The organism is Amycolatopsis sp. Hca4, from assembly GCF_013364075.1.
Lineage (GTDB): Bacteria > Actinomycetota > Actinomycetes > Mycobacteriales > Pseudonocardiaceae > Amycolatopsis.
In genome coordinates this window covers 1,592,704-1,617,921 of sequence record NZ_CP054925.1, presented here as the reverse complement: position 1 = coordinate 1,617,921, position 25,218 = coordinate 1,592,704, and the positions used below count along the sequence as shown (strand labels likewise).

At 71.6% G+C, this 25,218-nt stretch carries 26 protein-coding genes and 4 pseudogenes; 23 read left to right on the top strand and 7 right to left on the bottom strand.

Annotated elements, in window-relative coordinates; genetic code table 11:
• Positions 1–57 precede the first annotated feature (57 nt).
• The 6 genes and pseudogenes from HUT10_RS07010 to HUT10_RS06990 all read left to right on the top strand — a co-directional run bounded on the left by HUT10_RS07010 (position 58) and on the right by HUT10_RS06990 (position 3,787).
• Positions 58–543 carry a GNAT family N-acetyltransferase gene (locus tag HUT10_RS07010; protein ID WP_176170415.1) on the top strand — a complete coding sequence of 162 codons (486 nt, stop codon included), beginning with the start codon at positions 58–60 and terminating at the stop codon, positions 541–543.
• A pseudogene (locus tag HUT10_RS52080) lies at positions 540–863 on the top strand (amino acid ABC transporter permease); the annotation flags it as partial. The gene HUT10_RS07010 and the pseudogene HUT10_RS52080, both read left to right, overlap by 4 nt.
• An 8-nt stretch (positions 864–871) precedes the next feature.
• A pseudogene (locus HUT10_RS52075) lies at positions 872–1,333 on the top strand (ABC transporter permease subunit); the annotation flags it as partial.
• A gap of 67 nt (positions 1,334–1,400) precedes the next feature.
• Positions 1,401–2,168 carry an amino acid ABC transporter ATP-binding protein gene (locus tag HUT10_RS07000; protein ID WP_176177707.1) on the top strand — a complete coding sequence of 256 codons (768 nt, stop codon included), beginning with the start codon at positions 1,401–1,403 and terminating at the stop codon, positions 2,166–2,168.
• Between the two features lie 8 nt (positions 2,169–2,176).
• Positions 2,177–3,112, top strand: coding sequence for an ABC transporter substrate-binding protein (locus tag HUT10_RS06995; protein ID WP_176177708.1), 936 nt, complete (start codon positions 2,177–2,179; stop codon positions 3,110–3,112).
• A 69-nt stretch (positions 3,113–3,181) separates the two neighbouring features.
• Positions 3,182–3,787, top strand: a complete 606-nt coding sequence (locus HUT10_RS06990) for a hypothetical protein (RefSeq protein WP_176170414.1) — start codon at positions 3,182–3,184, stop codon at positions 3,785–3,787.
• Here the strand turns inward: HUT10_RS06990 and HUT10_RS06985 are convergent.
• On the bottom strand, positions 3,777–4,952 hold the full coding sequence (locus tag HUT10_RS06985; RefSeq protein WP_176170413.1) for a zinc-dependent alcohol dehydrogenase: 1,176 nt from the start codon (positions 4,950–4,952) through the stop codon (positions 3,777–3,779). The two genes, HUT10_RS06990 and HUT10_RS06985, sit on opposite strands and share 11 nt — an antisense overlap.
• Entirely contained in the window at positions 4,949–5,935 is a 987-nt protein-coding gene (locus tag HUT10_RS06980; protein WP_176170412.1) for an SRPBCC family protein, read from the bottom strand. Before HUT10_RS06980 ends, HUT10_RS06985 begins: the two co-directional genes overlap by 4 nt.
• 131 nt (positions 5,936–6,066) lie before the next feature.
• On the opposite strand from HUT10_RS06980, the gene HUT10_RS06975 reads away from it, so the two are divergent.
• From HUT10_RS06975 to HUT10_RS06965, 3 genes are all read left to right on the top strand, one after another.
• On the top strand, positions 6,067–7,221 hold the full coding sequence (locus HUT10_RS06975; protein WP_176170411.1) for a glutathione-independent formaldehyde dehydrogenase: 1,155 nt from the start codon (positions 6,067–6,069) through the stop codon (positions 7,219–7,221).
• A 1-nt stretch (position 7,222) separates the two neighbouring features.
• Positions 7,223–7,771 carry a type 1 glutamine amidotransferase domain-containing protein gene (locus HUT10_RS06970; protein WP_176170410.1) on the top strand — a complete coding sequence of 183 codons (549 nt, stop codon included), beginning with the start codon at positions 7,223–7,225 and terminating at the stop codon, positions 7,769–7,771.
• Between the two features lie 108 nt (positions 7,772–7,879).
• Complete coding sequence (locus tag HUT10_RS06965) at positions 7,880–8,227, top strand: GNAT family N-acetyltransferase (RefSeq protein ID WP_217709550.1); 348 nt, start codon at positions 7,880–7,882, stop codon at positions 8,225–8,227.
• Here the strand turns inward: HUT10_RS06965 and HUT10_RS06960 are convergent.
• Positions 8,166–8,579, bottom strand: coding sequence for an ArsI/CadI family heavy metal resistance metalloenzyme (locus HUT10_RS06960; protein ID WP_176170409.1), 414 nt, complete (start codon positions 8,577–8,579; stop codon positions 8,166–8,168). The genes HUT10_RS06965 and HUT10_RS06960 overlap by 62 nt on opposite strands.
• Positions 8,580–8,650: 71 nt before the next feature.
• Here HUT10_RS06960 and HUT10_RS06955 point away from each other — a divergent pair, with 71 nt between their 5' ends.
• From HUT10_RS06955 to HUT10_RS50595, 4 genes and pseudogenes are all read left to right on the top strand, one after another.
• Positions 8,651–8,998, top strand: a complete 348-nt coding sequence (locus tag HUT10_RS06955; RefSeq protein ID WP_176170408.1) for a metalloregulator ArsR/SmtB family transcription factor — start codon at positions 8,651–8,653, stop codon at positions 8,996–8,998.
• Positions 8,999–9,010: 12 nt separating this feature from the next.
• On the top strand, positions 9,011–9,412 hold the full coding sequence (locus HUT10_RS06950; protein ID WP_176170407.1) for an arsenate reductase ArsC: 402 nt from the start codon (positions 9,011–9,013) through the stop codon (positions 9,410–9,412).
• 698 nt (positions 9,413–10,110) lie between these two features.
• Positions 10,111–10,221 (top strand): annotated as a pseudogene (locus HUT10_RS50600) (M15 family metallopeptidase); the annotation flags it as partial.
• Positions 10,222–10,349: 128 nt separating this feature from the next.
• Positions 10,350–10,403 (top strand): annotated as a pseudogene (locus tag HUT10_RS50595) (M15 family metallopeptidase); the annotation flags it as partial.
• 50 nt (positions 10,404–10,453) lie between these two features.
• Here HUT10_RS50595 and HUT10_RS06940 read toward each other — a convergent pair.
• A complete protein-coding gene (locus tag HUT10_RS06940; protein WP_176170406.1) occupies positions 10,454–10,882 on the bottom strand; it encodes an iron chaperone in 429 nt (142 codons plus the stop codon).
• A gap of 110 nt (positions 10,883–10,992) precedes the next feature.
• Here HUT10_RS06940 and HUT10_RS06935 point away from each other — a divergent pair, with 110 nt between their 5' ends.
• From HUT10_RS06935 to HUT10_RS06910, 6 genes are all read left to right on the top strand, one after another.
• The gene (locus tag HUT10_RS06935; protein ID WP_176170405.1) at positions 10,993–11,580 is read left to right on the top strand and encodes a TetR/AcrR family transcriptional regulator; all 588 of its coding nucleotides are present in this window, start codon (positions 10,993–10,995) and stop codon (positions 11,578–11,580) included.
• A gap of 78 nt (positions 11,581–11,658) precedes the next feature.
• The gene (locus HUT10_RS06930) at positions 11,659–12,105 is read left to right on the top strand and encodes a hypothetical protein (protein WP_176170404.1); all 447 of its coding nucleotides are present in this window, start codon (positions 11,659–11,661) and stop codon (positions 12,103–12,105) included.
• A 25-nt stretch (positions 12,106–12,130) separates the two neighbouring features.
• Positions 12,131–13,315 carry a sensor histidine kinase gene (locus tag HUT10_RS06925; protein ID WP_254896727.1) on the top strand — a complete coding sequence of 395 codons (1,185 nt, stop codon included), beginning with the start codon at positions 12,131–12,133 and terminating at the stop codon, positions 13,313–13,315.
• A complete protein-coding gene (locus HUT10_RS06920) occupies positions 13,315–13,965 on the top strand; it encodes a response regulator transcription factor (protein WP_176170403.1) in 651 nt (216 codons plus the stop codon). The genes HUT10_RS06925 and HUT10_RS06920 overlap by 1 nt, the downstream gene beginning before the upstream one ends.
• 43 nt (positions 13,966–14,008) lie before the next feature.
• Positions 14,009–14,500: an RDD family protein gene (locus HUT10_RS06915; RefSeq protein WP_176170402.1), complete on the top strand. Its 492-nt coding sequence runs from the start codon at positions 14,009–14,011 to the stop codon at positions 14,498–14,500.
• A 62-nt stretch (positions 14,501–14,562) separates the two neighbouring features.
• Positions 14,563–16,254 (top strand): alpha/beta fold hydrolase, encoded by a 1,692-nt coding sequence (locus HUT10_RS06910; protein ID WP_176170401.1) that lies wholly within the window; start codon positions 14,563–14,565, stop codon positions 16,252–16,254.
• 160 nt (positions 16,255–16,414) lie between these two features.
• Here HUT10_RS06910 and HUT10_RS06905 read toward each other — a convergent pair whose 3' ends face one another.
• Positions 16,415–17,560, bottom strand: a complete 1,146-nt coding sequence (locus HUT10_RS06905; RefSeq protein ID WP_176170400.1) for a DICT sensory domain-containing protein — start codon at positions 17,558–17,560, stop codon at positions 16,415–16,417.
• 73 nt (positions 17,561–17,633) lie between these two features.
• Entirely contained in the window at positions 17,634–18,254 is a 621-nt protein-coding gene (locus HUT10_RS06900; RefSeq protein ID WP_176170399.1) for a TetR/AcrR family transcriptional regulator, read from the bottom strand.
• A gap of 69 nt (positions 18,255–18,323) precedes the next feature.
• Here HUT10_RS06900 and HUT10_RS06895 point away from each other — a divergent pair, with 69 nt between their 5' ends.
• The 4 genes from HUT10_RS06895 (at position 18,324) to HUT10_RS06885 (ending at position 21,900) form a co-directional block, all read left to right on the top strand.
• Entirely contained in the window at positions 18,324–19,214 is an 891-nt protein-coding gene (locus HUT10_RS06895) for an NAD(P)H-binding protein (protein ID WP_176170398.1), read from the top strand.
• Positions 19,215–19,371: 157 nt separating this feature from the next.
• Complete coding sequence (locus tag HUT10_RS50590) at positions 19,372–19,737, top strand: hypothetical protein (protein WP_254896726.1); 366 nt, start codon at positions 19,372–19,374, stop codon at positions 19,735–19,737.
• 34 nt (positions 19,738–19,771) lie between these two features.
• Entirely contained in the window at positions 19,772–20,500 is a 729-nt protein-coding gene (locus HUT10_RS06890; RefSeq protein WP_254896725.1) for a cytochrome P450, read from the top strand.
• Positions 20,501–20,658: 158 nt separating this feature from the next.
• Positions 20,659–21,900 (top strand): cytochrome P450, encoded by a 1,242-nt coding sequence (locus tag HUT10_RS06885; protein WP_176170397.1) that lies wholly within the window; start codon positions 20,659–20,661, stop codon positions 21,898–21,900.
• Positions 21,901–21,964: 64 nt separating this feature from the next.
• On the opposite strand, the gene HUT10_RS06880 is transcribed toward HUT10_RS06885, so the two are convergent.
• Positions 21,965–25,111: a LamG-like jellyroll fold domain-containing protein gene (locus tag HUT10_RS06880; protein ID WP_176170396.1), complete on the bottom strand. Its 3,147-nt coding sequence runs from the start codon at positions 25,109–25,111 to the stop codon at positions 21,965–21,967.
• Positions 25,112–25,218: the final 107 nt, after the last annotated feature.

Genomic DNA, 25,218 nt, shown 5'->3' with positions numbered 1-25,218 from the left:
AGCCGGAAGGCGTCCGCGCTTTTCCTCCCTTTCCCCTTTTCCGGAACAGGTATCCTCATGCCCGAATCCGTCTGGGTCGCCCAGTCTGATCCGCGGGTCCGGCCCATGCTCGCCGACCTCGCCCGCGAGTATTCGGCGCGCTACCACCGCGTGCTCAGCGATGTCCACTTCGAACTCCGCGAATACCCGCCGGAGCGGTTCGCGCCACCGCACGGTGGCTTGCTGCTGCTTCTCGCGGACGGCGTCGCGGTCGCGGGTGGCGCCTTCCAGCGCTACGACGGGGAAACCGCGGAGCTCAAGCGCATCTGGACGCACCGCGCGCACCGCGGCCGTGGTCTCGGCCGCCGGGTCGTCGCCGAGCTGGAAGCCGAAGCCGCCGGCCGCGGGTACGCGCGGATCTTCCTGACCACCGGCCCGAACCAGCCCGAGGCGCGCGGGCTGTACCTGGCCACCGGGTACACCCCGCACTTCGACGTCCACGCCGTGCCCCGCACGTCGCTGCCCTTTTCGAAAGCGCTCACCGCCGTGGTGGGGGCGAGATGACCAGCGATCTCGGCACGCGGCCCGCTCCCGCCGCGCCACCGGAAGAAGCGCTGAAGATCGTTCCCGCCCGCCATCCGCTGACCTGGGTGGCCGCCGTCGTCGTCGCGGTCCTGGTCGCGATGGCCGGGCACGCCCTGGTGACGAACACCGCGTTCGACTGGCCGACGTTCGCGAAGTTCGTCTTCCAGAAATCGATCTTGGAAGCGGTCGCGCTGACCCTCGAACTGACGTTGTTCGGGGTCGTGGCCGGATTCCTGCTCGGGACCGTGCTGGCGTTGCTGCGGATTTCCCGGAACCCGCTGCTGCGGGCGGTCAGCTGGACCTACACGTGGATCTTCCGGTCGGTGCCGCTGATTCTCCAGCTGCTGTTCTGGTACAACCTCGCCATCCTCTACAACGAGATCTCCTTCGGCATCCCGTTCGGGCCCTCCTTCGTCTCGGTGGGGACGATGAGCCTGATCCGCCGTTCCTGGCCGCCGGTCTGGGGCTCGCGCTGCACCAGGGCGCCTACGCCGCGGAGATCGTGCGCGCGGGTTTCCTTTCGGTGGACGCGGGACAGCGCGAAGCGGCCGCGGCGCTGGGCATCCCGACCGGGCGGCAGTTCCGCCGGATCGTGCTGCCGCAGGCGCTGCGCACCATCGTGCCCACCGCGGCCAACGAGATCGTCGGGCTGCTGAAGGCGACGTCCCAGGTGTACGTCATGGCGCTGCCGGAGCTGTTCTACCAGGTGCAGGTGATCTACACGCGCAGCGGCCGGGTGATCCCGCTGCTGCTGGTGGCCACCGCCTGGTACCTCGCCCTGACCAGCGTGCTGTCGGTCGTGCAGTACTACGTCGAACGCCGGCTGGGGCGCGGGCATGACCGCCGAGTACACAGTGGACGTCCGCGGGGTCCACAAGAGCTTCGGGGCGTTGACCGTCCTCGACGGCGTGGACCTCCAGGTCCGCCAAGGGGAAGTCACCGTCCTGCTGGGACCGTCGGGTTCCGGGAAGTCGACGCTGCTGCGGCTGATCAACCACCTCGAACGCGCCGACCGCGGCTTCATCAGCGTCGACGGCGAGCTGATGGGCTACCGCCGGTCCGGGAACCGGCTGCACGAGCTCAAGGAACGCGAGATCCTCAAGCAGCGCACGAAGATCGGGTTCGTCTTCCAGAACTTCAACCTGTTCGGGCACCTGACCGTGCTGGAGAACGTCGTCGAGGCACCGATCTCCGCGCAACGCCGTCCGCGCGCGGAAGCCGAGGCCAAGGCCCGCGAGCTGCTGGACCGGGTCGGGCTCGCCGACAAGGCCGACCAGTACCCGCGGCGGCTGTCCGGCGGCCAGCAGCAGCGGGTCGCGATCGCCAGGGCGCTGGCCCTCGAACCCGGCGTCCTGCTCTTCGACGAACCGACCTCGGCGCTCGATCCCGAGCTGGTCGGGGAGGTCCTCGCGGTCATCCGCGACCTGGCGCGGACCGGGACGACGATGATCGTCGTCACCCACGAACTCGGCTTCGCCCGCGAAGTCGCCGACACGGTCGTCTTCCTCGACGAAGGCCGCGTGGTCGAACAGGGCCCGCCCACCGAGGTCCTCGGCAACCCCCGTCACGCCCGCACCCGGGCCTTCGTCGACAAAGTCCTTTGAGGAGAACCATGAAACTGAGAACCCTATTGCTCGCTTCGGTGTTCGTGCTCGCCGCGTGCGGCAGCCCGGAAGCGGCCACCGCCCCGGCGGCCCAGCCCGGCGGCGTCAACATCACCGCGAACCAGAACCGCGTCCGGGCGCAGAAGGTCGACCCGATCGCCGCGCTCGTCCCCGCCGGCATCCGCGACCGCGGCACCCTGGTCGTCGGGACCACCGGCAACGGCACCCCGCCGCTGTCCTTCCGCGCCGACGACGACAAGACCGTCATCGGCGTGGAGCCCGACCTCGCACAGCTGGTCGCCGACGTCCTCGGCCTCAAGCTCGACCTGCAGGCCTCCTCGTGGGAAAACCTGTTCCTGTCGGTGGAGAACCGGCAGTTCGACGCCGGGTTCTCGAACATCACGGTGACCGAGGAGCGCAAGGACAAGTACGACTTCGCGACCTACCGCAAGGACACCATCGCGTTCGAGGTGAAGAACGAGAAGACCCTCGCGGTGCAGGGGCCGAAGGACATCGCCGGGCTCACCGTCGGCGTCAGCGCCGGCACCAACCAGGAGCAGATCCTGCTGCGCTGGGACCAGCAGAACAAGGCGGCCGGGCTGGCACCGGCGAAGTTCCAGTACTACCAGACGACCTCGGACTACTACCTCGCGCTGCAGTCCGGCCGCATCGAAGCCTACGCCGGCCCGAACCCGACCTCGGCCTACCACGTCGCCGTGGACGGCAAGACCAAGATCGTCGGCACGGTCTCCGGCGGCGGCACCATCCCGGCCGACATCGCCGCGATGACCAAAAAGGACAACGGCCTGGTCAAAGCCCTGCAGCAGGCGCTGGACACGGTGATCAAGAACGGCCAGTACGCCGAGGTGCTCAAGCGCTGGAACCTCACCTCCGAGGCGCTGCCCGCGTCCGAGATCAACCCGCAGGGCCTGCCCCGGAAGTGAACCGGCCGTAAGAGTTCCCTAATGCCCGATCCGGCGGAACCCGGCACCGGCCGCCGCTACGCTCGGCCGGTGCCGGATTCACGATGGTTCCGAGCCGCGCTGTTCGCGGTGCCGGGTCTGCTGCTGGCCGGGTTCGGCGCGGCCCACCCGGCGGTGCTGGACGCGGGCACGGCCGGGTGGTGGACCGTGCTGCACATCATCCTGCTGCCGGTGTTCCCGTTGCCGGCCGCGGCGCTCTGGCTCCTGCTGGCGCCGGCGTCGCCGTGGCTGCGCCGGCCCGGCCGGGTGGCGGCGTACGGTTTCGCGACTTTCTACGGCGGGCTCGACGCGGTCGCCGGGATCGCCGCCGGCACGGTGACCGGCTTCCAGCACGGTGTCACGCCGGTGGTCGGCTCCCTGTTCGAGGTCGGCGACCTCCTCGGGCACGTCGGTGCCGGGTGCTTCCTGGCCGCGTCCGCGCTGGTCTCCGCCGCCTCGATCGCGCGAGCCGGCCGGCGGGCCGTGCCCGGCGGGGTCGTCCTGCTCGCCGCGAGTGTGTCCTTTCTCGACAGTCACATCTTCTGGCCGCGCGGTGTGGTGACCATGATCGGCGTGGCCGTCGGGACGGCGCTGCTGGCCGCCGCGTCCGGCCACCGGGTTCACCGGCGGCCGGACGCGACCGGCGTCACGGCTTGAGGACGACCTTCTCGCAGTTGTCCTTCTTGTTCTTGAACAGGTCGAAACCGCGCTCGGCCTCCTCCAGCGGCAGGGTGTGGGTGATGATCCGGGTCGGGTCCAGCTCGCCGCTTTCGATGCGCCGCAGCAGCGGTTCCATGTAGCGCTGCACGTGGCACTGCCCGGTCCGCAGGGTCAGCGACCGGTTCATCCACGCACCGGCCGGGAACTTGTCGAGCAGGCCGCCGTAGACGCCGATCACCGAGACCACGCCGCCGCTGCGGCAGGAGAGGATCGCCTGGCGCAGCGCGTGCGGGCGTTCGGTCTCCGACCGCACCGCCTGCTTGACCCGGTCGTAGGCGGCGACGTGCGCGCTGCCGTGGGTGGCTTCCATCCCGACCGCGTCGATGCACTTGTCGGGACCGCGGCCACCGGTCAGCTCCAGCAGCCGGGACCGGACGTCGACCTCCTCGAAGTTCACCGGGATGTGGCCGGCCTGCTCCGCCAGCCGCAGCCGGTAGGGCTCCTTGTCGATGGCGATCACCTTCGCCGCACCCAGGACCCGGGCGCTGTCCATGGCGAACTGGCCGACCGGACCGGCACCCCACACCGCGACAACGTCGCTGGAGCGGATGTCGCACATGTCGGCGCCCATGAAGCCGGTGGGCAGGATGTCCGACAGGAACAGCACCTGTTCGTCGGTCAGGTCCGACTCGATCTTGATCGGGCCGACGTCGGCGAACGGCACGCGCGCGTACTGCGCCTGGCCGCCCGCGAACCCGCCGGTGAGGTGGGAGTAGCCGAAGATCCCGGCGACTGGGTGACCGAACATCTTTTCGGCGATCCCCGCGTTGGGATTGGTGTTCTCGCAACAGGAATACAGTTCCGCGGCGCAGGCGGCGCACGCGCCGCAGGCGATCGGGAACGGCACGACGACCCGGTCGCCGACGCGCAACCGGCTCGCGTCGACGCCGGACCCGACTTCGACGACTTCTCCCATGAACTCGTGGCCCATGACGTCGCCGTCCTGCATGGTCGGGATGTACCCGTCGACCAGGTGCAGGTCCGAGCCGCAGATGGCGGTGGAGGTGATCCGCACGATCGCGTCGCGGTGGTTGAGGATCTTGGGGTCCGGGACCTCGCGGACCTCGACCTTGTTGCGGCCCGCCCAGGTGTTGGCCCTCATGCGTCCGGTCCCTTCTCGAGTTCGGCGTCCGACAGCGGCTGGGCCGGGCGCTGGGGGAATTCCTTGCGGGCCCGTTTGCCCCACGGGGCGCCGTCGGACCGGACGACTTCGCCGGTTTCCAGGACCTGCTTGAGCCGGCGCAGGTCGTCGTCGAGCTGCTGGTGCGGTTCCTCGCCGTAGAACTTGGCGACGGCCTTGCCCAGCGCGCCGCCGGGCAGCTCGTAAGCCAGGACGACGTTCACCTCGGTGCTTTCGCCGTCGGGGGCGGGGGTGAACCAGACGGTGCCGGCGTTGGGGACGGTCGCTTTCCCGGTCGAGCGCCACGCGATCCGCTCGCCGGGGGTCTCTTCGGTGATTTCCGCGTCCCATTCGACGTCCTGGCCGAAGGGGGCGGCGGCGGTCCAGTGGCTCGTCCGGTCGCCGGTGGTGCGGACCTGCTCGAGGTGCGCCATGAAGGTGGGAAGGTTCTCCAGGTCGCGCCAGAAGGCGAAGACGTCCGGCGGTGGTTTGCGGATGGTGGTCGCTGCGGTCAGTTCCACGGAATCTCCTTTGCGTGTGCCCCGCGCGGCCCGCGCGGGACTGGTGTGTTCTGCGCGGGTGGCCTGCACGGCGGTCAGCAGGTCCAGCGCGGTGATGCCGGCGATGGCGCCGGTGACCCCGGCGAGCCGCCGCCGTCGGTCACCGCCACGGTGGGTGAGGGCCACGCCGAGCGCGGTCAGGTCCATCGCGTCGCCCGCGACCCGGGTCCAGGCCCAGACGCCCTTCCGCCTGCTCGCCAGCAGCCCGGCCGCGTGGACCAGCTCCCGCAGGCCGACGGCCGGCACCACCACGCGCGACTTCGCCGAGTCGTCCACGCCGCTGAGCCGGCGCACGGTGTGCGGGGCCGCCAGCTGTGCGACGCCAAGGCCCAGGCTCAACCAGCCCAGCCGCCGTCCCCGCCGCTGCACTTTCTCTTGCGCTCTTCGTTCCGTTGTCGGGCTCATCTTGCGGCGGCTACCCCTGCGCGATCCGGCTAACCGGCCGACTCGTTCGAACGACCGCGGCCGTTCGCGGTTTATCGGTTTCCCCCGAGGAAATCCGCCGCCCGAGGGGACACCCACGCGAGGAGGCTGTTGTGAAGGCAGTGGTGTACGACGGGCCGCGGCAGGTCAGCGTCAAGGACGTACCGGACGCGAAGATCGAACGGCCGACCGACGTCCTGGTGCGGATCACGTCGGCGAACATCTGCGGCTCGGACCTGCACATGTACGAGGGCCGCACCGATTTCGAGACCGGACGCTGGTTCGGGCACGAAAACCTGGGACAAGTCGTCGAGGTCGGGTCCGGGGTCGACAAGGTCCAGGTGGGCGACTGGGTCGTCATGCCGTTCAACATCGCCTGCGGGCACTGCAAGAACTGTGAGCGGCAGCTGACGAACTACTGCCTGACCGCCCAGCCCGAGCCGAAGATGGCCGGTGCCGCGTACGGCTTCGCCGACATGGGCCCGTACGCCGGTGGGCAGGCCGAGCTGCTGCGCGTGCCGTGGGGCGACTTCAACTGCCTGCGGCTGGGCGAGGACGCCGAGCAGCGCCAGACCGACTACGTGATGCTCGCCGACATCTTCCCGACCGGCTACCACGCCACCGAGATGGCCGGCGTGCGCCCCGGCGACCAGACGGTCATCTACGGCGCGGGCCCGGTCGGGCTGATGGCCGCGCTCTCTGCGACCATCCGCGGAGCGGGCAAGGTGATGGTCGTCGACCGGCACGCCGACCGGCTGCGGCTGGCGGAGTCGATCGGCGCGATCGCCATCGACGACTCGAAGGTCGACCCGGTGCAGGCCGTGCTCGACGAGACGATGGGGCTGGGCGCGGACAACGGCTGCGAGTGCGTCGGCTACCAGGCGCACGAGCCCGACGGCCGGGAGCGGGCCAACCTGACGATGAACCGGCTGGTCGCCTCGGTCCGGTTCACCGGGACGATCGGCAACGTCGGCGTCTTCGTGCCCCAGGACCCCGGGGCCGAGGACGAGCTGGCCAAGCAGGGCAAGCTCGCCTTCGACTACGGCATGTTCTGGTTCAAGGGCCAGCACATCGGCACCGGCCAGGCCCCGGTCAAGAAGTACAACCGGCAGCTGCGCGACCTGATCGCCGGCGGCAAGGCCGAACCGTCGTTCATCGTCAGCCACGAGCTGCCGCTCGAGCGCGCGCCGGAGGCCTACGAGCACTTCGACAAGCGGGAAAACGGCTGGACGAAGGTCGTCCTGCACCCGGCGATGGCGGGTGCCTGACATGTCAGGAGAGCTGAACGGACGCCGGGTCGCCATCCTCGCGGCCGACGGGGTGGAACGGGTCGAGCTGGAACAGCCACGGCAGGCGCTGGACGACGCCGGCGCCAGCACCACCGTGGTCTCCATCGCCGAGGGCGAGATCCAGGCGCGCGACCACGACCTGGAGGACGCCGGCACTTTCAAGGTGGATCAGCTGGTCGGCGACGTCTCGGTCGACGACTACGAGGCACTGCTCCTGCCGGGTGGGACGGTGAACCCGGACAAGCTGCGGATGGAACCCGCCGCGGTGCAGTTCGTCCGGGACTTCGTCCGCTCGGGCAAGCCGGTGGCCTCGATCTGCCACGGCCCGTGGAACTTCGTCGAGGCCGACGTCGCACGCGGGCGCCGGCTGACCTCGTGGCCGAGCGTGCGCACGGACCTGCGCAACGCCGGGGCCGAGGTGGTGGACGAGCCGGTCGTCACCGACGGCAACATCACGACCAGCCGATCGCCGGACGACCTGCCGGTGTTCTGCGAGCGGATCGTGCAGGAGTTCGCGAAGACGGGGTAGTTGCCGGCCAGCCCTTCTATCGTCGATGAACGATAGAAGGGCTGACCGTGCTGGACCGTCACGCCCGATCGCGACGCCGCCGCGGACCTGGCGGTCGAGGTCGTGGCCATGACGGCCGACCACGCGGACCAGGTGCTGGCGATCTACCAGGCCGGGCTGGACACCGGGCAGGCCGGCTTCGAAATCACGGCTCCCGCCTGGGACGCCGGCCACCTTGCGGAGCACCGGCTGGTCGCGCTCGACCCGGCCGGGCGGGCCATCGGCTGGGCCGCGGTCTCGGCCGTGTCCTCGCGGTGCGTGTACGCCGGGGTCGTCGAGCACAGCGTCTACGTCGACCCGGAAGCCCAGGGGCGCGGAGCCGGTGCGCCCTCGATTACGCACCGGCTCCGGGGCTTCAGCGGCAGCAGCCCTCCGGCGCTGCCCTGTCGGTGCTGTACGTCTTCGAGTCGGCCTTGACCGTGTAGACCTCCCACGGCTCCTTGCCCGGTCCGTGGACCCACACCTTGTCCTGCACCGCGTAGCAGCACGTGGTGTCGTCCTCGGTCAGCGTCTCGAGGCCTTCGCCGGTCAGCCGCCGGGTCGCCGCGCCGACCTGGTCGGTCGACTCGACTTCGACGCCGAGGTGGTCCATCACCGTCTCCTGGCCCGGCTCGCCCTCCAGGAGCACCAGCTTCAGCGCGGGCTCCTCGATCGCGAAGTTCGCGTAGCCCGGCCGGAGCTTCGCCGGCCCGGTGCCGAACAGCTTCGAGTAGAAGTCGATCGATCCGGCCAGGTCCCCGACCCGCAGGGCCAGCTGTACCCGTGACATCGCCGCCTCCTTGGATAGATGTGTGTCTAAGCAGCATTGCCCGTTGTATAGAAGCCTGTCAAGATAGAGACATGTCGAAGCAACTGCCGCTCGTCACGGCGGACACCTGCTGCGCGCCGCTGGCTCGGGAGCCGCTGACGCAGGGTCAGGCGGTGGAGCTCGCGCACCTGTTCAAGGCGATGGCCGACCCCGTCCGGCTGCGGTTGCTTTCCCTGATCGCGTCCCACGACGGTGGGGAAGCGTGCGTGTGCGACCTGACCGAGGTCTTCGACCTGACCGGCCCGACCATCTCCCACCACCTCAAGGTGCTGCGCGAATCCGGCCTGATCACCGGCGACCGCCGCGGCACCTGGGTCTACTACCGCGTGCACCCCGAGGTGCTCGCTCGGCTGTCGGCCGTGCTCACGACCACCGGCTGAGGGAGAACGCCCGTGACCGGCAAGCCTGAAGTCCTCTTCGTCTGCGTGCACAACGCGGGCCGCTCCCAGATGGCCGCCGCGCTGCTCGCCCACCACGCCGGTGGCGCGGTCGACGTCCGCTCGGCCGGCTCCGCGCCCGCCGACGGCATCAACCCCGCCGTGCGGGAGGCGATGGCCGAGATCGGGCTCGACCTCTCCCGCGAGGTCCCGAAGAAGCTGACCACCGCCGCGGTCGAGGCGGCCGACGTCGTGATCACCATGGGCTGCGGCGACGCCTGCCCGATCTTTCCCGGCAAGCGGTACCTGGACTGGCAGCTGGACGACCCGGCGGGCAAGGGCGTCGAGGACGTCCGGCCGATCCGGGACGAGATCGACCGCCTGGTGCGGGAGTTGCTCGCCGGACTCCACGGCTGATGATCGCCGGCATTTCCGCCTGATCTCTTTTCCCACCACCGTTTTCGCAGGCTGCGGCGCGACGCCGCAAAGGTTGCCGCGAGCGCGTCGCGTGCTGATGTTTCGCGCCTGGATGAAACGTCTTCGGTCCGGTTGACGCTGGTCAGCTGCCGCTGGCACGGTCGGCCGGGCAAGAGTTGATCACCCGGCTGGGGGATAGCAGGGGTGACGCACTGAAGGCGCGCCGGCCGCACCACATTTCCTGACTCCTCGCCGCGGTGTATTCCCCGCCGCTGCGGGAGAATCGAGAGAAAGCGAACGCCTTGAATTCGAGAACCAGAGTTCTTGCTGTCTTCACCTTCGTGTTGTCGGTGCTGCTGGCCGGGGCCACGCAGGCGCCGGCGGCCACGGACCAGACCGTGGAGGTGGCCGCGCCGGCCGGGAGCGGGCTTCCGGTCTATGTCGCGGTCATCAGGCCGGTTTCCGCGGAGCGGCTGGGGAACAGCTGGCACGAGGGGTGCCCGGTCGGGCCGGACCAGCTGCGGCTGGTCAACCTGAGCTTCCTGGGCTTCGACGGTGCCGTGCACCGGGGCGAGCTGGTCGTCCACGCCGACCGGGCGCTCGAGGTGGCCCGGGTCTTCGGCGACCTCTACTTCGGGCGGTTCCCCATCGAGCGGATGGACACCGTCGAGAAGTACGACTCCGACGACGACGCGTCCATGGCGGCCAACAACACCTCCGCGTTCAACTGCCGGGCGATCACCGGGGGCACCGCCTGGTCCAACCACTCCTACGGGCGGGCCATCGACATCAACACCGTGCAGAACCCGTACGTCTCCGGCAGCGGCGCGGTCTACCCGCCCAACGGCGCGCCCTTCGTCGACCGGACGCAGACCCTGCCCGGCATGATCCACGCGGGGACGTCACCGAGCGGGCGTTCACCAGCCGCGGCTGGACCTGGGGCGGCTCCTGGGACACCCCGATCGACTACCAGCACTTCGAGAAGCCCTGACCCGAGCGCTGCGGCCCGATCGGGAATCCCGATCGGGCCGTGCCGCCCGCTCAGCGCACGGCTTGCGTCACCAGCGCCGCGATCCTCTTCTCCACGTCGGGTGTCACGTCGGTCAGCGCGAAGCCCGCCGGCCACATCGGACCGTCGTCGAGGGCGGCTTGGTCGCTGAAGCCCAGGGTGGCGTAGCGCGCCTTGAACTTCTCCGCGCTCTGGAAGAAGCAGACGATCTTGCCGTCGAGTGCGTAGGACGGCATGCCGTACCACAGCTTCGGCTCCAGAGCCGGGGCGTGGGTGGTGACGACGGCGTGGACGCGCTCGGCCAGCACCCGGTCCGCCGGGGCCATCTCGGCGATCTTGGCGAGGACGTCCTGCGCCGCCTGGGCCGCCTTGTCCGCCCGGGACGCGCGGCGCGCCGCGGTCTTGACCTCCTGCGCGTGCTCCTTCATCGCGGCGCGCTCTTCGGCGGTGAATGCGCTCATGGAACTTCCTCCCAGACGTCTATCGACACGGTTCGTGCCGTTGGTGCGTCAGCATGGTCGGCGAGCCGGCGGCCTGTCAATGGCACGGGGTGTGCCGATAAGCTCGGGGAATGGCCGAGGAACCGCGGCGGCGTGGCGCCGTCCGCACCGAGGAACTGCTCCGGGTGACCCTCGAACTCGCGGCAGACGAGGGGTACGCCGGGCTGAGCATCGAGGCCGTCGCGCGCCGGGCGGGCGTCGGGAAGCACACGATCTACCGGCGCTGGCCGTCGATGGCGGCGCTGCTGCTGGACGCGCTCAGCCGCGTCTGGACCACCGACCTCGACTACCACGACACCGGGGACGTCCGCGCCGACCTGCGCGAGCAGTTCCTGCGGTCGGCCCCCGCTCTCGCCGCGCCGCCGATCGGGCCCGTCTACCGCGCGCTGATCGCGGAAGCCCAGGCCGACGAAACCCTGCGGGCCACCCTCCACGACCGGTTCCTCCGCACCGTCGAGGAACGCACGCTCGCCCGGATCGTCCGGGCCCAGCGGGCCGGGCAGCTCGTGGCCGGCGCCGACCTGGCGTTCCCCGCCGAAGTCCTCTGCGGCACGTTGTACTACCGCTCTCTGCTGTCGACGCGGCTCGTCGACGAGCAGGCCGTCGACGCGTTGCTGGACATGTTCATGGCCGCGTACGGGCGGTCGTCCGGAGCCTGAACCGCGGCCTCGGCCGAAAGTACGAGACGAGCTCGCTCCAGCGGGTGCGCCCGCGCAGCGAGTCCTAACTTCCCCGGTATGACTACCGAAACAGTGCGGGACAACCCGCCCAGCACGATCATCGCCGCCTTCTTCGGCTTCCTGGTGTCCACGGTCTCGGCGATCGCCGGCGGGCTGCTCATCCTGAGCGCGCGCGACGAAATCGCGGCGACCCTGCGCCGGACGAACCCCACGCTGACGCCGGAGCGGCTCGATCGGCTCACCGTGCTCGCCCAGGTCGTCCCGGCCGCCATCGCCGTGGTCATCGCGCTGGTCTACCTCTGGCTGTCGTTCAGGCTCAAGGCCGGCCGCAACTGGGCCCGCGTCACGCTGACCGTCTTCACCCTGCTGCAGGCCGGTTCGCTGCTCGCCACCGACCCTTCGTGGGCGGGCTACCTGAGCTGCGGGGTGGCCGTCGTCGCGACTGTGCTCAGCTACCTGCCGCCGTCCAACCGGTACTTCGCCCGGGTCCGGCGCGCGGGCTGATCCGGGACGCGGGATCATGACGGCCATGCGCAGAGCGGGGGTGCGGCGCGGCATGCTCGGCGCCGAGCTCGCGGTGCTGGCCGCGGCGATCGTCGCCGACGTGGTGCTGGTGCTGGAGGTGCCCGGCGGGGGTGGTGGCTGGGCCGCGCCGCTGACCGGGGTGCTGGCTTCCACCGGGACGGCGATCCCGGTGCTGGCCGTGCTGCGGCGGCGCTTCCCCCGCCACGTCGGCGTGCTGGGAAGCGTCGTCGCCGCGCTGTCGGCGATCAGCACGGTCGTCGCGGTCACCGCGCACCCGCAGCGCCAGCCGCCGTTCGCCGAGATCGTGGCCGCCGGGCTGCTCACGGCCGCGGCCGGCCGCAAGCTCGAGCCGAAGCACGCGGCCGCGCTGGCGCCGGTCCTCGGCGCGGTGATGATCGCCGCGCCGCTGCTGCGCTACGGCGGCGGCGAACCGGAGACGCTGCTGGCCGTGGCCGCCGCGGCGTATTGGGGTGCCTGCCTCGGGGTCGGGCTGATCCTGCGTGCGGCGGACGCCAGGCAGCGCGACGCGCTGGACCGGGTCCGCAGCCAGGAACGCCTGCAGCTGGCCAGGGAACTGCACGACCTGGTGTCCCACCACGTCAGCGGGATCGTGGTCCGCGTGCAGGCCGCGCGGGCGATCGCCGAAGCGAACGCGGACGTGGGCGGGCACGCGGCGGTCTACCGCGAGATCGAGGAAGCCGGCGGTGCGGCACTGGCCGCCGCGCGCCGGCTGGTCGGGATGCTGCGGGAGACCCGGGACGTGCCTCCGCTGTCCGGTGCCGTGCTCGGCGACTCGGTGCGCGCGGCCGCCGGGCCCGCCGCCCGGGTGGCCGTCGCCGAGGAACTGGACCAGCTGCCGGTGCCGTCCCAGGTGGCCACCACCGTCCACCGCGTCGTGACCGAAGCGCTGACCAACGCCCGGCGGCACGCCCCGGACGCGACCGAGGTGGTCGTCTCCGTCCGCGTCGAGGCCGACGACCTGGTCCTCGAGGTGAGCAACGACGGCGTTGCCGCGAACTCCCGTGCCACGCCGGGCGGGTTCGGGATCATCGGCATGACCGAGCGGCTGGAGATGCTCGGCGGCAGCCTGACCGCGGGGCCGGGACCGGGGGCGCGCTGGACGGTCGTGGCGCGGCTCCCGCTCGGCGGCGAGGACGCGCCCTTCGACGCCTTGCCGAGGGGGCTCTGATGACCATCCGGGTGCTCGTCGCCGACGACCAGGTGCTGGTGCGCACCGGGTTCCGGCTGGTGCTGGACGCCGCGCCGGACATCGAAGTGATCGCCGAAGCCGCCGACGGCGAGGCCGCGGTCCGGCTGGCGCGGCAGCTGCGGCCGGACGTCACGCTGATGGACATCAGAATGCCCAAAGTGGACGGTCTGCGGGCCACCGAGCTGCTGGCCGGGCCGGGCGTCGCCCACCCGCTGCGCGTGGTGGTGGTGACGACCTACGACGCGGACGAGAACGTCTACGCCGCCCTGCTCGGTGGCGCCAGCGGGTTCCTGCTCAAGGACGCCGGTCCGCAGCTGCTGGTCGACGCGGTCCGCGCGGCGGCCGGTGGGGAGGCGATGGTTTCGCCGTCGGTGACCGTGCGCCTGCTCGCCCGGTTCACCGAAAAGGCGCGGCGGCGCGCGCAGGGCACACCGGGCCTGCTGACCGAGCGCGAGTCCGATGTGGTGCTCGCGGTCGCCCGCGGCCGGACCAACGCGGAGATCGCCGACGACCTGCGCGTCTCCCTTTCGACGGTCAAGACGCACCTGGCGAGCGTGCAGCGCAAGCTCGAACTCCGGAACCGCACGGAGATCGCCGTCTGGGCGTGGCAGCGCGGGTTGCTGGGGTGATCTTGACGGGTGTGCGAGACTCGCCGAGTGTGCGGTCAGCGCGGTGACCACCCCGGCCGGGCGGCGAGAAGGGCCGGAGCGGCTGCGGATGGCGGGACGCCGGGTGGTGCAGGCGGTGCTGGACCAGGCGCTCGCCACCGGCGTGGGGGTGTTCGCCGCGCTCGCGGCCGGCCTCGTCGTCATTCCCCTGCTGCAGTGGGGATGGGTGCCGCCGAAAACGATCCTGTGGGGCCCGGCGATCACGTTCTTCGCGGTGAACTACGCCTGTGACGCGGTGATCCAGATCTGGATCCCGGTGCGCCGCGGCGGGGTCACGCCGGGCATGCTGGTCATGGGGCTGCGCGTGGACACCCTGCGCGGCGGGCCGCCGAAGACACGCGCCTACGTCTTCCGGTGGTTGCTGATGACGGTCGACGGCTTGCTGTTCGGGCTGGTGGCCGTGGTCAGCATCGTGGTGACCCGGCGGCGGCAGCGGATCGGCGACCTGGTGGCGCGGACCCTCGTGGTGCGGGCCGCTCCTCGTACTTTTGGTTGATCCCGGCGCCGGGAATGCGCGCCATACTCCGGGTGATCATTCACCCGGACGAGGGGCGTCACGTGAAAAAGAAGACAGCGAGCCGGTTTCTGGTGACCGCCGTGCTGCTCGCGGTGCCGTCGGTTCCCGCGGGAACGGCCGCCGCGGCCACCCCGGACCGCTACACCGGCCAGCAGGTGGTCTGGGGAGCGTGCCCGTTTCCCGTTGCCACCGGGGCGAAACCGGCCGAATGCGCGGTGATCACCGTGCCGCGGGACTGGGCGGACCCGGAGTCCGGGGTGGACCTGAGCGTGTCCGTCAGCCGCGTCGCGGCGACGGGCGAACGCCTCGGCGCGCTGCTGGTGAACCCGGGCGGTCCCGGCGGGCAGGGCAGCTCCCTCGCGGGTGCACTGGCGGGTCTCGAGCCGAGCGTGAACGAGCGGTACGACTTCATCGGCATGGATCCCCGCGGCACCGGGCACGAAGGGACCGCGGACACCGGGTTCGCCTGCCAGGTCCCGGTGGGACGGCTGCCGCAGGGCCCGCTCGACGCGCGTGACCGCTCGGCGGCGAGCATCGCCGAGCACCGGAAGACGCCGCGGGCGATCGCCGAGGCGTGCCAGAGCGACGCGGTCGCGCCGTTCGTCACGACGTGGCAGACCGCGCACGACATGGACCTGATCCGGATGCTGCTCGGCGACGAAAAGCTCAATTATCTCGGCTATTCCTACGGAACCTGGCTCGGCGCCAAGTACGCGTCGCTGTTCCCCTCGCACGCGGGCAAGGTGGTGCTCGACTCCAGCGTCGACTTCGAAGGCCGGCTCCAGGCCGCGTTCGAGGCGTTCCCGCAGATCGGGCAGCGGCAGACCGACGAGGTCTTCGTACCGTGGCTGGCCCGGCAGTTCCCCGGTCAGCTGGGTGCGTCGCCGGCCGAGGTGAAGCAGAAGATCGAGCGGCTGCGCGGGTTCTACGCCGGGCTCGGTGTCGCACCGGACCAGTTCGACGCCCTGTTCGTCGGCAACGGCAACGAGATCCGCTGGATCCTGGTGGCCGCCGTGCTCGTCGCCGGGGCGGGGGAGCTGGACGGCGAGCCGGCCCAGGCCCCGGCGGCGCTCGCCGGGCCGCTGGACACGGAGTCGACGGCCGTGTTCGGCAAGCGGCTGGCCCAGCTGACCGGCGCCGACGTCGCCGCCGGGCTGGCGGCGGAGCCGGACTACCGCAAGGTTTCCGGGACGCGCTACGCGGTGGCGTGCGGCGACCAGCCGACCAGGACCGCCGCCTGGTACCGGCGCCTGTCCGACCGGCAGGGCCCGCTGTACCCGATCTTCGGCTGGGCCTACGGCCTGACCGAGCCGTGCGGGTTCTGGTCCGACCGCCCGCGGCAGACCCTGGCCGGGCTGCCGCCCGAGGTCGCCGGGAACGTGCTGGTGGTCCAGGGCGAGTTCGACCCGCAAACCGGGTACGAGCAGGCACGTTCGGCGGTCCGCGCGGCCGGGGTCCCGCTGGTTTCGGTCGACGACGCGGCCTTCCACGGCCAGTACGCCCTGGGCGGCAACCCGTGCGTCGACGGCATGGTCAACGTCTTCCTGGTCGCGAACTCCCGGCCGGGCTCGGCCACCTGCCCGGGCGTCCCGCTGCCGGGCGAGGACCGCGTCTTCCCGGTCGCCGGCCCGGTCACCGGCAGCCACACCGCGACGGTCAGCGCCGCCGCCGGTGATCCGGCGTTGCGCACCGCGGTGCGGCACAGCATCGGCGAGCTCAACGGCGGGCGCTGACAGGAACAGCGCACCTTCCTGGCCGTGCTCGCCGGCGCCCTCGTCCTCGCGGAAGAGGATCACGGCGGTCTCCGCGGCGCGGAACGCGAAGCCGGTCATCTTCGCGACGGTGCCGGCCGGTCGCTGTCGCGTTCTCGGCTTCGAGGCTGTCGGCGGGATCTCAGCGGAACCAGTGGCCCGCGCCCGATCGCATCGGCACGGGACGTGGTTTCGGCGGGAGCGGCAGCGACCCCTGGCTCGGTGGCCACAGCGCCACCTCGGGGACTTCGCGCAGCTGGGCGCGCAGCCTCTGCAGCGGCAGCGGGCGGCGGCGGGTCAGCAACGTCGTGGTGCGCGGATGGAGTTCCACGAACGGGTAGGTCGTGTGCAGGGCCGCCAGCCGGCGCTCCAGGCGGCGGCTGCGCTCGGTGAGGTCGGCCGCCGGCACCGCGGGCTGGACCACGAGGAACTCCCGCGGGCCGAGCCGGACCGCGCGGTCGAGCGGGCGCAGGCCTTCGCGGAGGAGGTCGGCGATGTTCTGCTCGGTGTGCATGCGGACCCGCGGGCCGTGCCGGCGTTCGACCGCGGCGAGGTCGTCGACCGCGACCAGCACCAGTCCCAGTGGCACGGTGTCGGTGGCGTCGCCGAGCCACGGGGCCATCCCGGCGGGGGTGTCGAGCCCGGTCTCCGGATCGACGGCGGGACCGGTGGCCGGCGGCGGGAGCGCGCGGTCGCGGGCCTCGTCCAGCTTGACCGCCACGTGCCGCAACGCCGCCTCGGCCCGGCTTTCGACGTCGACCGCCGCCGGGGTCTCGACCGAGGCCAGCACTTCGTCGACCCTTCGCCGCACCGCCGGGGGCAGCCGGTCGCCCATCGCGTCGCGGAGCCGGACGACCTCGGCGTACGCCTCGTCGCGACGCAGGCCCCAGCGGCCGTGGAACAGCCGCGCGCGCTCGACGGTGGCCGCCTGCGGGTCGACCTCGTCGAGGTCCTGCGCGACGACGGAAGCGCCGAACGTCGGCGACAGCACGGCGACCGACCACTCCCGCGCCATGGGTTCGTCGGGCCGCAGCAGCACGGGCGTGACACCGTGCGGCAGATCGGGCCGCCCGGAGTCGACCATGCCGACGACCGTGACCGCGGCCCGGCGCGCGATCCGCGAGTAGACCTCGCGTTCGCGTTCGAAGTAGGGCAACCGCTGGAACAGGGCGAACACGACCGTGTCTTCGCCCGTGCCGTCGGCGAGGGCCGCACGCTCCACTGCGTGGGACGCCGTCACCAAGGCGCGCTTGGACAGCACACCGGCACGCGAATGTGCGTCGGGCATCGTGATCGCCTTCTGGGGAGGGGAGTTCCGAACGTAGTCGCGAGCTCCGCTCACCGATAGTCACACGATGGCGTTAACCTGAGACCTCCGGCAGCACGACGCGGCACAGGCGCCGGATCCGGTCGAGGTCGACGTCGGCCGGCAGGCTGTCTTCCTTCGGCAGCTCCTCGGCGAGGGGGTCGACGCCGAACAGCAGGCGCGGCAGCGCCGGGTGGACGACGAGGCCGATCAGCTCGGTCGCCGCCGCTTCGGCCTCGGCGGGGGTGAGCCCCGAAGTGCTTTCCAGGTGCGCCGCGAGGTCCCGGGCGGTGGTGCCGAAGAGGACGTCGTACAGGCCCGCCGCCAGGTCCGGGAGCCGGTTGGCTTCGGCGATGCCGAGGCGGAGCATCCTGGCCACCGACGACCACCGCAGCAGCTGGGCGAACCGCCCGCAGTACCGGACGATCGCCTCCGCCGGCTGCTCGGCGTAGTCGGCGGGCGCGCCCATGCGCTCGCCGAAGAGGGTGCGGACGCGTTCGACGACCGCGACGAACAAGGCGTCCTTGGTCGGGAAGTGCGCGTACAGGGACCGCTTCGAGGTTTCCGCGCGGGCCGCGATCGCGTCCATGGAAGTCCGCTCGAAGCCGGTTTCCAGGAAGGCGACCTTCGCCGTGTCGAGGATGTGCTCGCGCAGCGCTTCGCCGCGTCGGGCCATGGCGTCCACCTCAAAGTATACGGTACGGTGTAGTTTACTTACGCGTCCCTGCGAACGGAGCCATCATCCATGATCGTCGTGACCGCCCCCACCGGGCAGATCGGCAGCAAGCTCGTGCCCGCGCTGCTCGAGCGGGGGGAACCGGTGCGCCTCGTCGCCCGGGACCCGGGCAAGCTGCCCGCCGGCGTGCGGGAACGAGCCGAGGTCGTCGCCGGGTCGCACCGGGACCGCGCCGTCCTCGACCGCGCCCTCGACGGCGCCGACGCCCTGTTCTGGCTCATGCCGGCCGCCGCGACCGCGAGCAGCCCCTACGAGGCCTACGTGACCGCTTCGATCCCCGGCGCCGACGCCGTCGTGCGCCACGGGGTGCCGCGGGTCGTGGTCGTGTCCGCGCTCGGGCGGGGATCGCAGATCTACGCGGGCCACATCTCGGCGTCGCACGCGATGGAGGACCTCTTCCGCAGCACCGGCGCGCACGTGCGCGCGCTCGCGCTGCCCACCTTCATGGACAACATCCTGCGACAGGCGGCCACGATCCGGGCGGGGGTCGTCTCCGGCACGCTCCCCGCCGGGTTCACGATGCCCTGGATCGCGACGAAGGACATCGCCGCGCTCGCGGCCGGGCTGCTGCTCGACCGGAGCTGGACCGGGCAGGAGCCGGTCGAGGTCCTCGGCGGGGACGACCTGTCCTACTCGGACATCGCGCGGATCCTGACCGAGGTCGCCGGGGTGCCGATCCGCTACGAGCGCGGGGACCGCGCCGCCGTCCGCCGCTTCCTCGTCGACCGCGGCTTCTCGGAGGCGATGGCCCGGTCCGTGGTGGACATGGACGTCGCCGCCGAGCGCGGCATCAACCACGGCACGGCGCGCACGGCCGGGAACACCACGCCCACCACCTTCCGCGAGTTCGCCGAAGAGACCCTCGAGCCTGCGCCGGCCGAGGCGGGTCCGCGTTCCTGAGCAGACGACTCGCGGGGGCTGACGCCGTTCGGTCGAAAATAACCGCAACCGAATGCCGGACGGGTATTCGGCGGCACCGCGACGGAGTATTGACAGTCTCTTCGCGGTGGCGGTTAGCTGACTGCCTCCCCGCTGGATTTCTTCGAGGTGACTGTGCATGGCAGCGCTCGGTCCGGATGCTGATCCGCTTGCCACGCTCGAAAAACTCCGGCGTGCGCACGGAGCCGTGTTCACCGGGCGCGGTGGCGAGATCTACGTTTCCGACCCGGTTCTCGCAAAAGCGATTCTGGCGAACGGAGAAGGGCTTTTCCGGGAGCATTCCGATTTCTTCCGCATCCGGACGGGAATGTTCGCGCCGCGGTCGGCGCAGGTCGAAATCGGCGGGCGGCCCGTGCGCTGCTGCGGCGGTACGCCCGCGACCACGCCGGCGAGCTCCCCGTGCTCGTCGCCGGCCTGGCGTCCGGGAGCGGCTGGCCGGACGCGGGCAACCGGCTCGTGTACGAACACTTCCGCCCGGCGCTGATCGGGACCGCCCGTCGGCCGCCCTGCGCGAGACGGTGGACCAGGTCGTCGAACGCGCGGTGCTGGCCGGGGCGCGCGAGCGCCACTCCCGGCTCGCCCGCCACCGGTTCCGCGGGAGGGTCGCCCGGGTGCTGTGCGCCGAACTCGCGGCCCGGCGGGCCCGGCCCGCCGTCGAGCCCGCCGACCTGCTGGACGTCGTCGCGCACGCGGCCACCGGGCGCACCCGGGACGCCGACCTCGCCGAGGTGTTCCTCTCCTGCCTGTTCGCGGTCGCCGGTTCGGTCGGGTTCCTGCTCGGCTGGTCGCTCTACCTCGCCGGCACCGCGGGCACCGGGCCGGTGCACCCCGCCTGGGTGGTGCGCGAAGCGCTGCGGCTCTGGCCGGTGGCGTGGCAGTTCGGCCGCACACCCAGCCGCGAGCACCGGCTCGCCGGGGTCACCGCGAAGCCGGCGGACGAGGTCGTCGTCTGCAGCTACCTCGTGCACCGGGAGCCCGCGTACTGGAGCGAACCGGACGAGTTCCGGCCGGAGCGGTGGGCCTCGGGTGCGGGGCAGGAGGCGTTCATCCCGTTCGGCTGGGGGCCGCACGCCTGCACCGGCGCCGGTGTCGCGACCCAGGTCACCGAGACGCTGGTCGGGCTGATCACCGCGGCCCACCGGCTCGAAGTCGCCGCTCCCTCGCCCCGGCCCCAGGTCTCGGCGGCGCTCGCGCCTCCGCGGTTCCACCTGCGGCTGGACCCGGTTTCCCGGTCAGAGGGGAGGTGAGCCCACCGTGTCGAAGATCTTCCGCGCCGCACTGTCCGCGCTGAACATCCGCAGATCCGACCGCCAGTACCGCTGGTACGTGTACCACCACATCTGACCGACCGGCCGGGAGCGGGCCGCGTCCGGCCCGCTCCCCGCCCACGCCGACCGGAGTGCCGATGAACCGGGATGTGCTGCGCGACCTGCGCGGGCCGAGTGCGGCCGCGGGCGGGGTGTTCTGGCGGGCCGGGCTGCTCATGGTGTTCGACGCCGATGCCGCGGAGCAGGCCAACGCCGACAACTACGCCGACCTCACCCTGCCCGACCGCCTGCGCGACCTGCTGCTGCGCCGTCCGAGCACCCCGGTGTCCTGGAAGCGCGTGCGGGCGGCCTGGCTGGCGCAGCTGCGCACGCTCTCCGGTGCAGCCGGCCTGGCGGCGCTGGACGCCCGGATGGACGCGCTGCTGGGCGCGCGGACCGGCGTCCTGCTCAACCTGCCGTGGCTCGCGCACGAGGTCAGTTTCCGTTCCCTGCTCCCGATCGTGCTCGACGGCCTTTCCCCGGCCGACCGCGCGATGATCAGCGAGGACGCGATCGCGAAGCTCGCCAGGCTGCTGGGGGAGGCCGAGGAGGAGCCGCCGTGGTGGCGGTCGTGGCGGCCGGTGTCGATCCAGGTCCGGGCCGGGCTGGTGGTCCGCCGCGAACTGCGCCGCCGCGCCCGTGACCCCGGGGCGGCACGGGCGGACCTGACGCAGCCGATCGCCACCGGGCTGCTCGGGGAGCTGGGCATGGACCGGGCGGTCGACGCCGTCACCGCCGTGCTGACCGCCATCGCCGGCCCGCCGGGCGCGGCCGCGGGCTGCGTGCTGTACGAACTGGTCACCCGGCCGGATTGGGCGGACCGCCTCGCCGCCGAGTTCGCCTCGGTGAGCACCGCCGAGCTGTACCGCTCCGGCACCCGGTGCGCGCCGGTGGCGCACCGGTTCGTCAAGGAAGTGCTGCGCCGCTGGACGTCCCCGACGATGCTGACCCGCAGCGTGCGCACCCCGATCGAGGTGGCGGGGCACGACCTCGACGTCGGCAGGCAGTTCGTGCTCAGCCCGGCGATGGTGCACCAGGACCCGCGGCACTGGCGGGACCCGGAGGTGTTCGACCCCGACCGCTGGCTGCCCGGCGCACCCCACGGCCCGGCAGGCGGCCGGCACTACGTGCCCTTCGGGTGGGCGCCGACCGCGTGCGTGGGCGCCGGGCTCGGCCTGTGCCAGCTCGTGCTGCTGTGCCGGCTGCTGTGCACCACCTACCGGATCGAGCTGCCGGAGGCGGCGACGCCGAGCGTGGAGATCGGCCCCGTCCCGCGGCCGCTCGGCTTCGACGGCCGGGTGACCACCCGGGACCGGCGGACGGCCACCCCCGACGATTGAGGGAACGGCCCGTCGCGGGGCACCGGCCGGAGCGGTTCCGGCCGGTGCCCCCGGTGCGGCGGGATCAGGGGAGCTGAGCCACCTCCGCGTCCGACAGCGCCTTGCCGGCCACGACGACGTCGTCGACCGCGCCGTGCCAGAAGTCGACGTTGCGGCCGTCGTACTTGGCGCGCCCGACCGTGAACGCCCCGGTGCTCGGCAGCGCCGGTCCGGCCGGGGCCGTCGCGACCTTCACCCCGTCCACGTAGAGCCGGATCTCGCTGCCGGCCCGCACCCCGGTGACCTGGTACCAGCGGCCGATCTCCGGCACGACCTCGTACCGGGCCCGGTTGCCGCCCGGCGTGCTGAACGCGAACGCACCCTGCCCGTACTGCAGGTAGAAGGGGTTCTCGCGGTCCCGGCCGTCCTGGCTCACCGCGGTCGCGTAGTTGCCGGGCAGCTCGTCGAGCCGCACCTTCGCGGACACGGTGTAGTCACCGGTCGTGTCGACGACCGGACCGTAGGTGTCGGCGGAGCCGTCGGAGAACTGCAGCGCGCCGTCCTTGAACGCCGCCCCGGTCGGGGTGAGCGTCAGCGGGTTGCGGCCGCCGCTCGAGTCCTTCGCGGTGGTTCCGCCGCGCTCGTCGAAGTGCCACGCACCCTGGCCCGCGTACGGATAGGGCTTGCCCGCGTCGGCACCGGCTTCGATGACCCGCCGGTTGATCTCGCGGACGGGACCCGGGTCGACCTTGATGCGCTTGCGGTCGTAGGTCCAGAGCCCGTTGAGCTCGCCCTCGAGGTCGGTGACCTGCGTGTAGACCGAAGCCGACAGCTCGGCCCTGGCCTGTCCGAGGTAGAACGTGCGGGTGTTGTCGACGTACTTCGCCGTCAGCGCCGCCTTGTCCGCCACGCCGCTGTAGATCGCGATCGGCGCACCCGGCCACTGGTGACCCGGCGTGCGCAGCGTGAAGCCGCCGTGCTCGCCGTCCACCGCGACCCGCCTGCCGTCCGAGCGGGCCGGGTCGGTGTTGTTGTAGTCGTGGTGGTCGATGACGTCGCCCGCACCCGAGTCACCCTTGGAGGCACAGCAGTTCACCCCGCTGTGGGCGTTGACGATCCGGCTCGGGTCGGCCGCCTTGACCTGCTCGGTGATCCGGCCGGTCGCGGCCCGGTCCCACTCGCCCCAGCCCTCGTTGAACACGACCCAGGCGTAGACGGACGGGTTGTTCTGCAGCTGGTGCATCTCTTCCAGGCCCTGGCTCAGCCAGGCCTGCTGCGCGGCCGGGTTGTTGCCGTCCTCGACGGACACGAAGTCCTGCCACACCAGCAGCCCGAGCTGGTCCGCGTGGTAGTACCAGCGGGCCGGCTCGACCTTGATGTGCTTGCGGACGGCGTTGAAGCCGAGGTCCTTCTGCGCCTTCAGGTCGAAGACGAGGGCGTCGTCGCTCGGCGCGGTGTTCAGGCCGTCCGGGTAGAAGCCCTGGTCCAGCTGCATCAGGGAGAAGAACGGCTTGCCGTTGAGCGTCAGCTTCGGCGTGCCGCCGACGTTCGTGATGCCGGTGGAGCGCATGCCGAAGTAGCTCTTGACCCGGTCGCCGCCCAGCTTGATCTCCAGCTGGTACAGGTACGGGTCGTCCGGCGTCCACAGGTGCGCGTTCGGCACGGGCAGCTTGAGATCGGCGTTCGCCGGCCCGCTGACCGTGCCGACCTGGCGGCCGCGAGCGTCCTTGGCGACCACGGTGGCGACGGCGTTGCCGGCGGACTTGACGTTGACCGCCAGCGAACTGGTGGTGAGGTCGGGCGTCGTCTTGATCTCGTCGATGCCCTTGTCCGCCACCGGTTCCAGCCACACGGTCTGCCAGATGCCCGACGACGGCGTGTAGAAGATGCCGCCGGGGTTGGCGGACTGCTTGCCCTTGGGCTGGTACGGGCCGGTCGTGTCGGTGACGGCGACGACGATCTCCTGCTCGTCACCGCGCTTGAGGGCGTCGGTGATGTCGGCGCCGAAGGCCGTGTAGCCGCCGGTGTGCTCGGCGACGGGCTTGCCGTTCACCCAGACCTTGGCCTGGTAGTCGACCGCGCCGAAGTTGAGCTTGAGGCGCTGGCCGCCGCCGATCTTCCAGTCGCGCGGGACGGTGACCGTGCGGCGGTAGAACATGTGGTCCTCGTGCCGTTCGAGCCCGGAGAGCTGCGACTCGATCGGGTACGGCACGACGACCTTCTCGGGCAGCTTCTTGCCGAACGCCGGCTGCTGGCCCTCCTTGGCCGCCGAGAACTCCCACGGGCCGTTGAGGTTGAGCCACTTGTCGCGTTCGAGCTGCGGCCGCGGGTACTCCGGCAGCGGGTTGCGGGTGTCGACGTGCTCGCCCCACGGCGTCCGGAGCCGTTCGGCGGAGGCGTTCGAGACCGTGCGCCCGGACTTGCCGATCTTCGTGCCGTTGACCGCGAGCGCGCCGGCACCGTCGTAGTAGAGGGTGACCCGCTGGCCCTTCAGGACCCGTTCGGCCAGCCGGATGGTGGCCCGATCGCGGCCGGCCGCGATCGAGGAGACGGGCATCGGCGTCGCGTCGACCTCGATGCGGAGGTGGTCCTTCAGGTCGCTCGTCCCCGAGACCCGGCCGTCGAAGCCGGTGGCGAGCGTCAGCCCGTCCCGGGACACCTCGGCGGTGCGCGGCACGACCTGGAAGCCGGCGGGCGGCGTGAACGCCGACAGCGGCACGATCTGCTTCGCTATGGCGGCGCTCGACCAGCGCAGGAACATGTTCGCGCCACCGGTGTCCTGGAACATCTCGAGCTTGAAGTCGTACTGCCGGCCGGCGGTCAGCGTGACCGGGGCGCTGGTCTGCTCCTTGTCCCAGTCGCCGACCCAGTGGTCGATCACCGGTGTGCCGTCGAGGAACAGCCGGAACCCGTTGTCACCGATGGCGTAGAAGGTGTAGTCGCCGCTCTGCGGCACGGCGAGCTGCCCGCTCCACCGGGCGGTGGTGTCCTCCGTGCGCCCGGCGACCAGGCCGAAGACCGAGGTCAGGTCCGCGTGGTCGATTTCCGAGTCGAGCGCGGTCCCGGCCAGGTTCGCGAAGTCGTGCGCGCTGGGGGCGGACGTGGTGAAGTACTCGGCTTTCAGGCCGTGCACGGGCTCGGCGCCCCCCGCGGGCGGCGCGCCGGACGCCACACCGGACGTCACGCCGAGCGCCACCAGGAGCGCGACGAGTACGGAAGCGGCTCTTCTCATGGGCGGGGACCCTTCGTTTTTACAACGTTGTAAAATGATTCTCGGGGATCCAATCAGACACATCGGACTCCTGGCTACCGCCGAACGGTGGTATGCGAAGGGCCGGT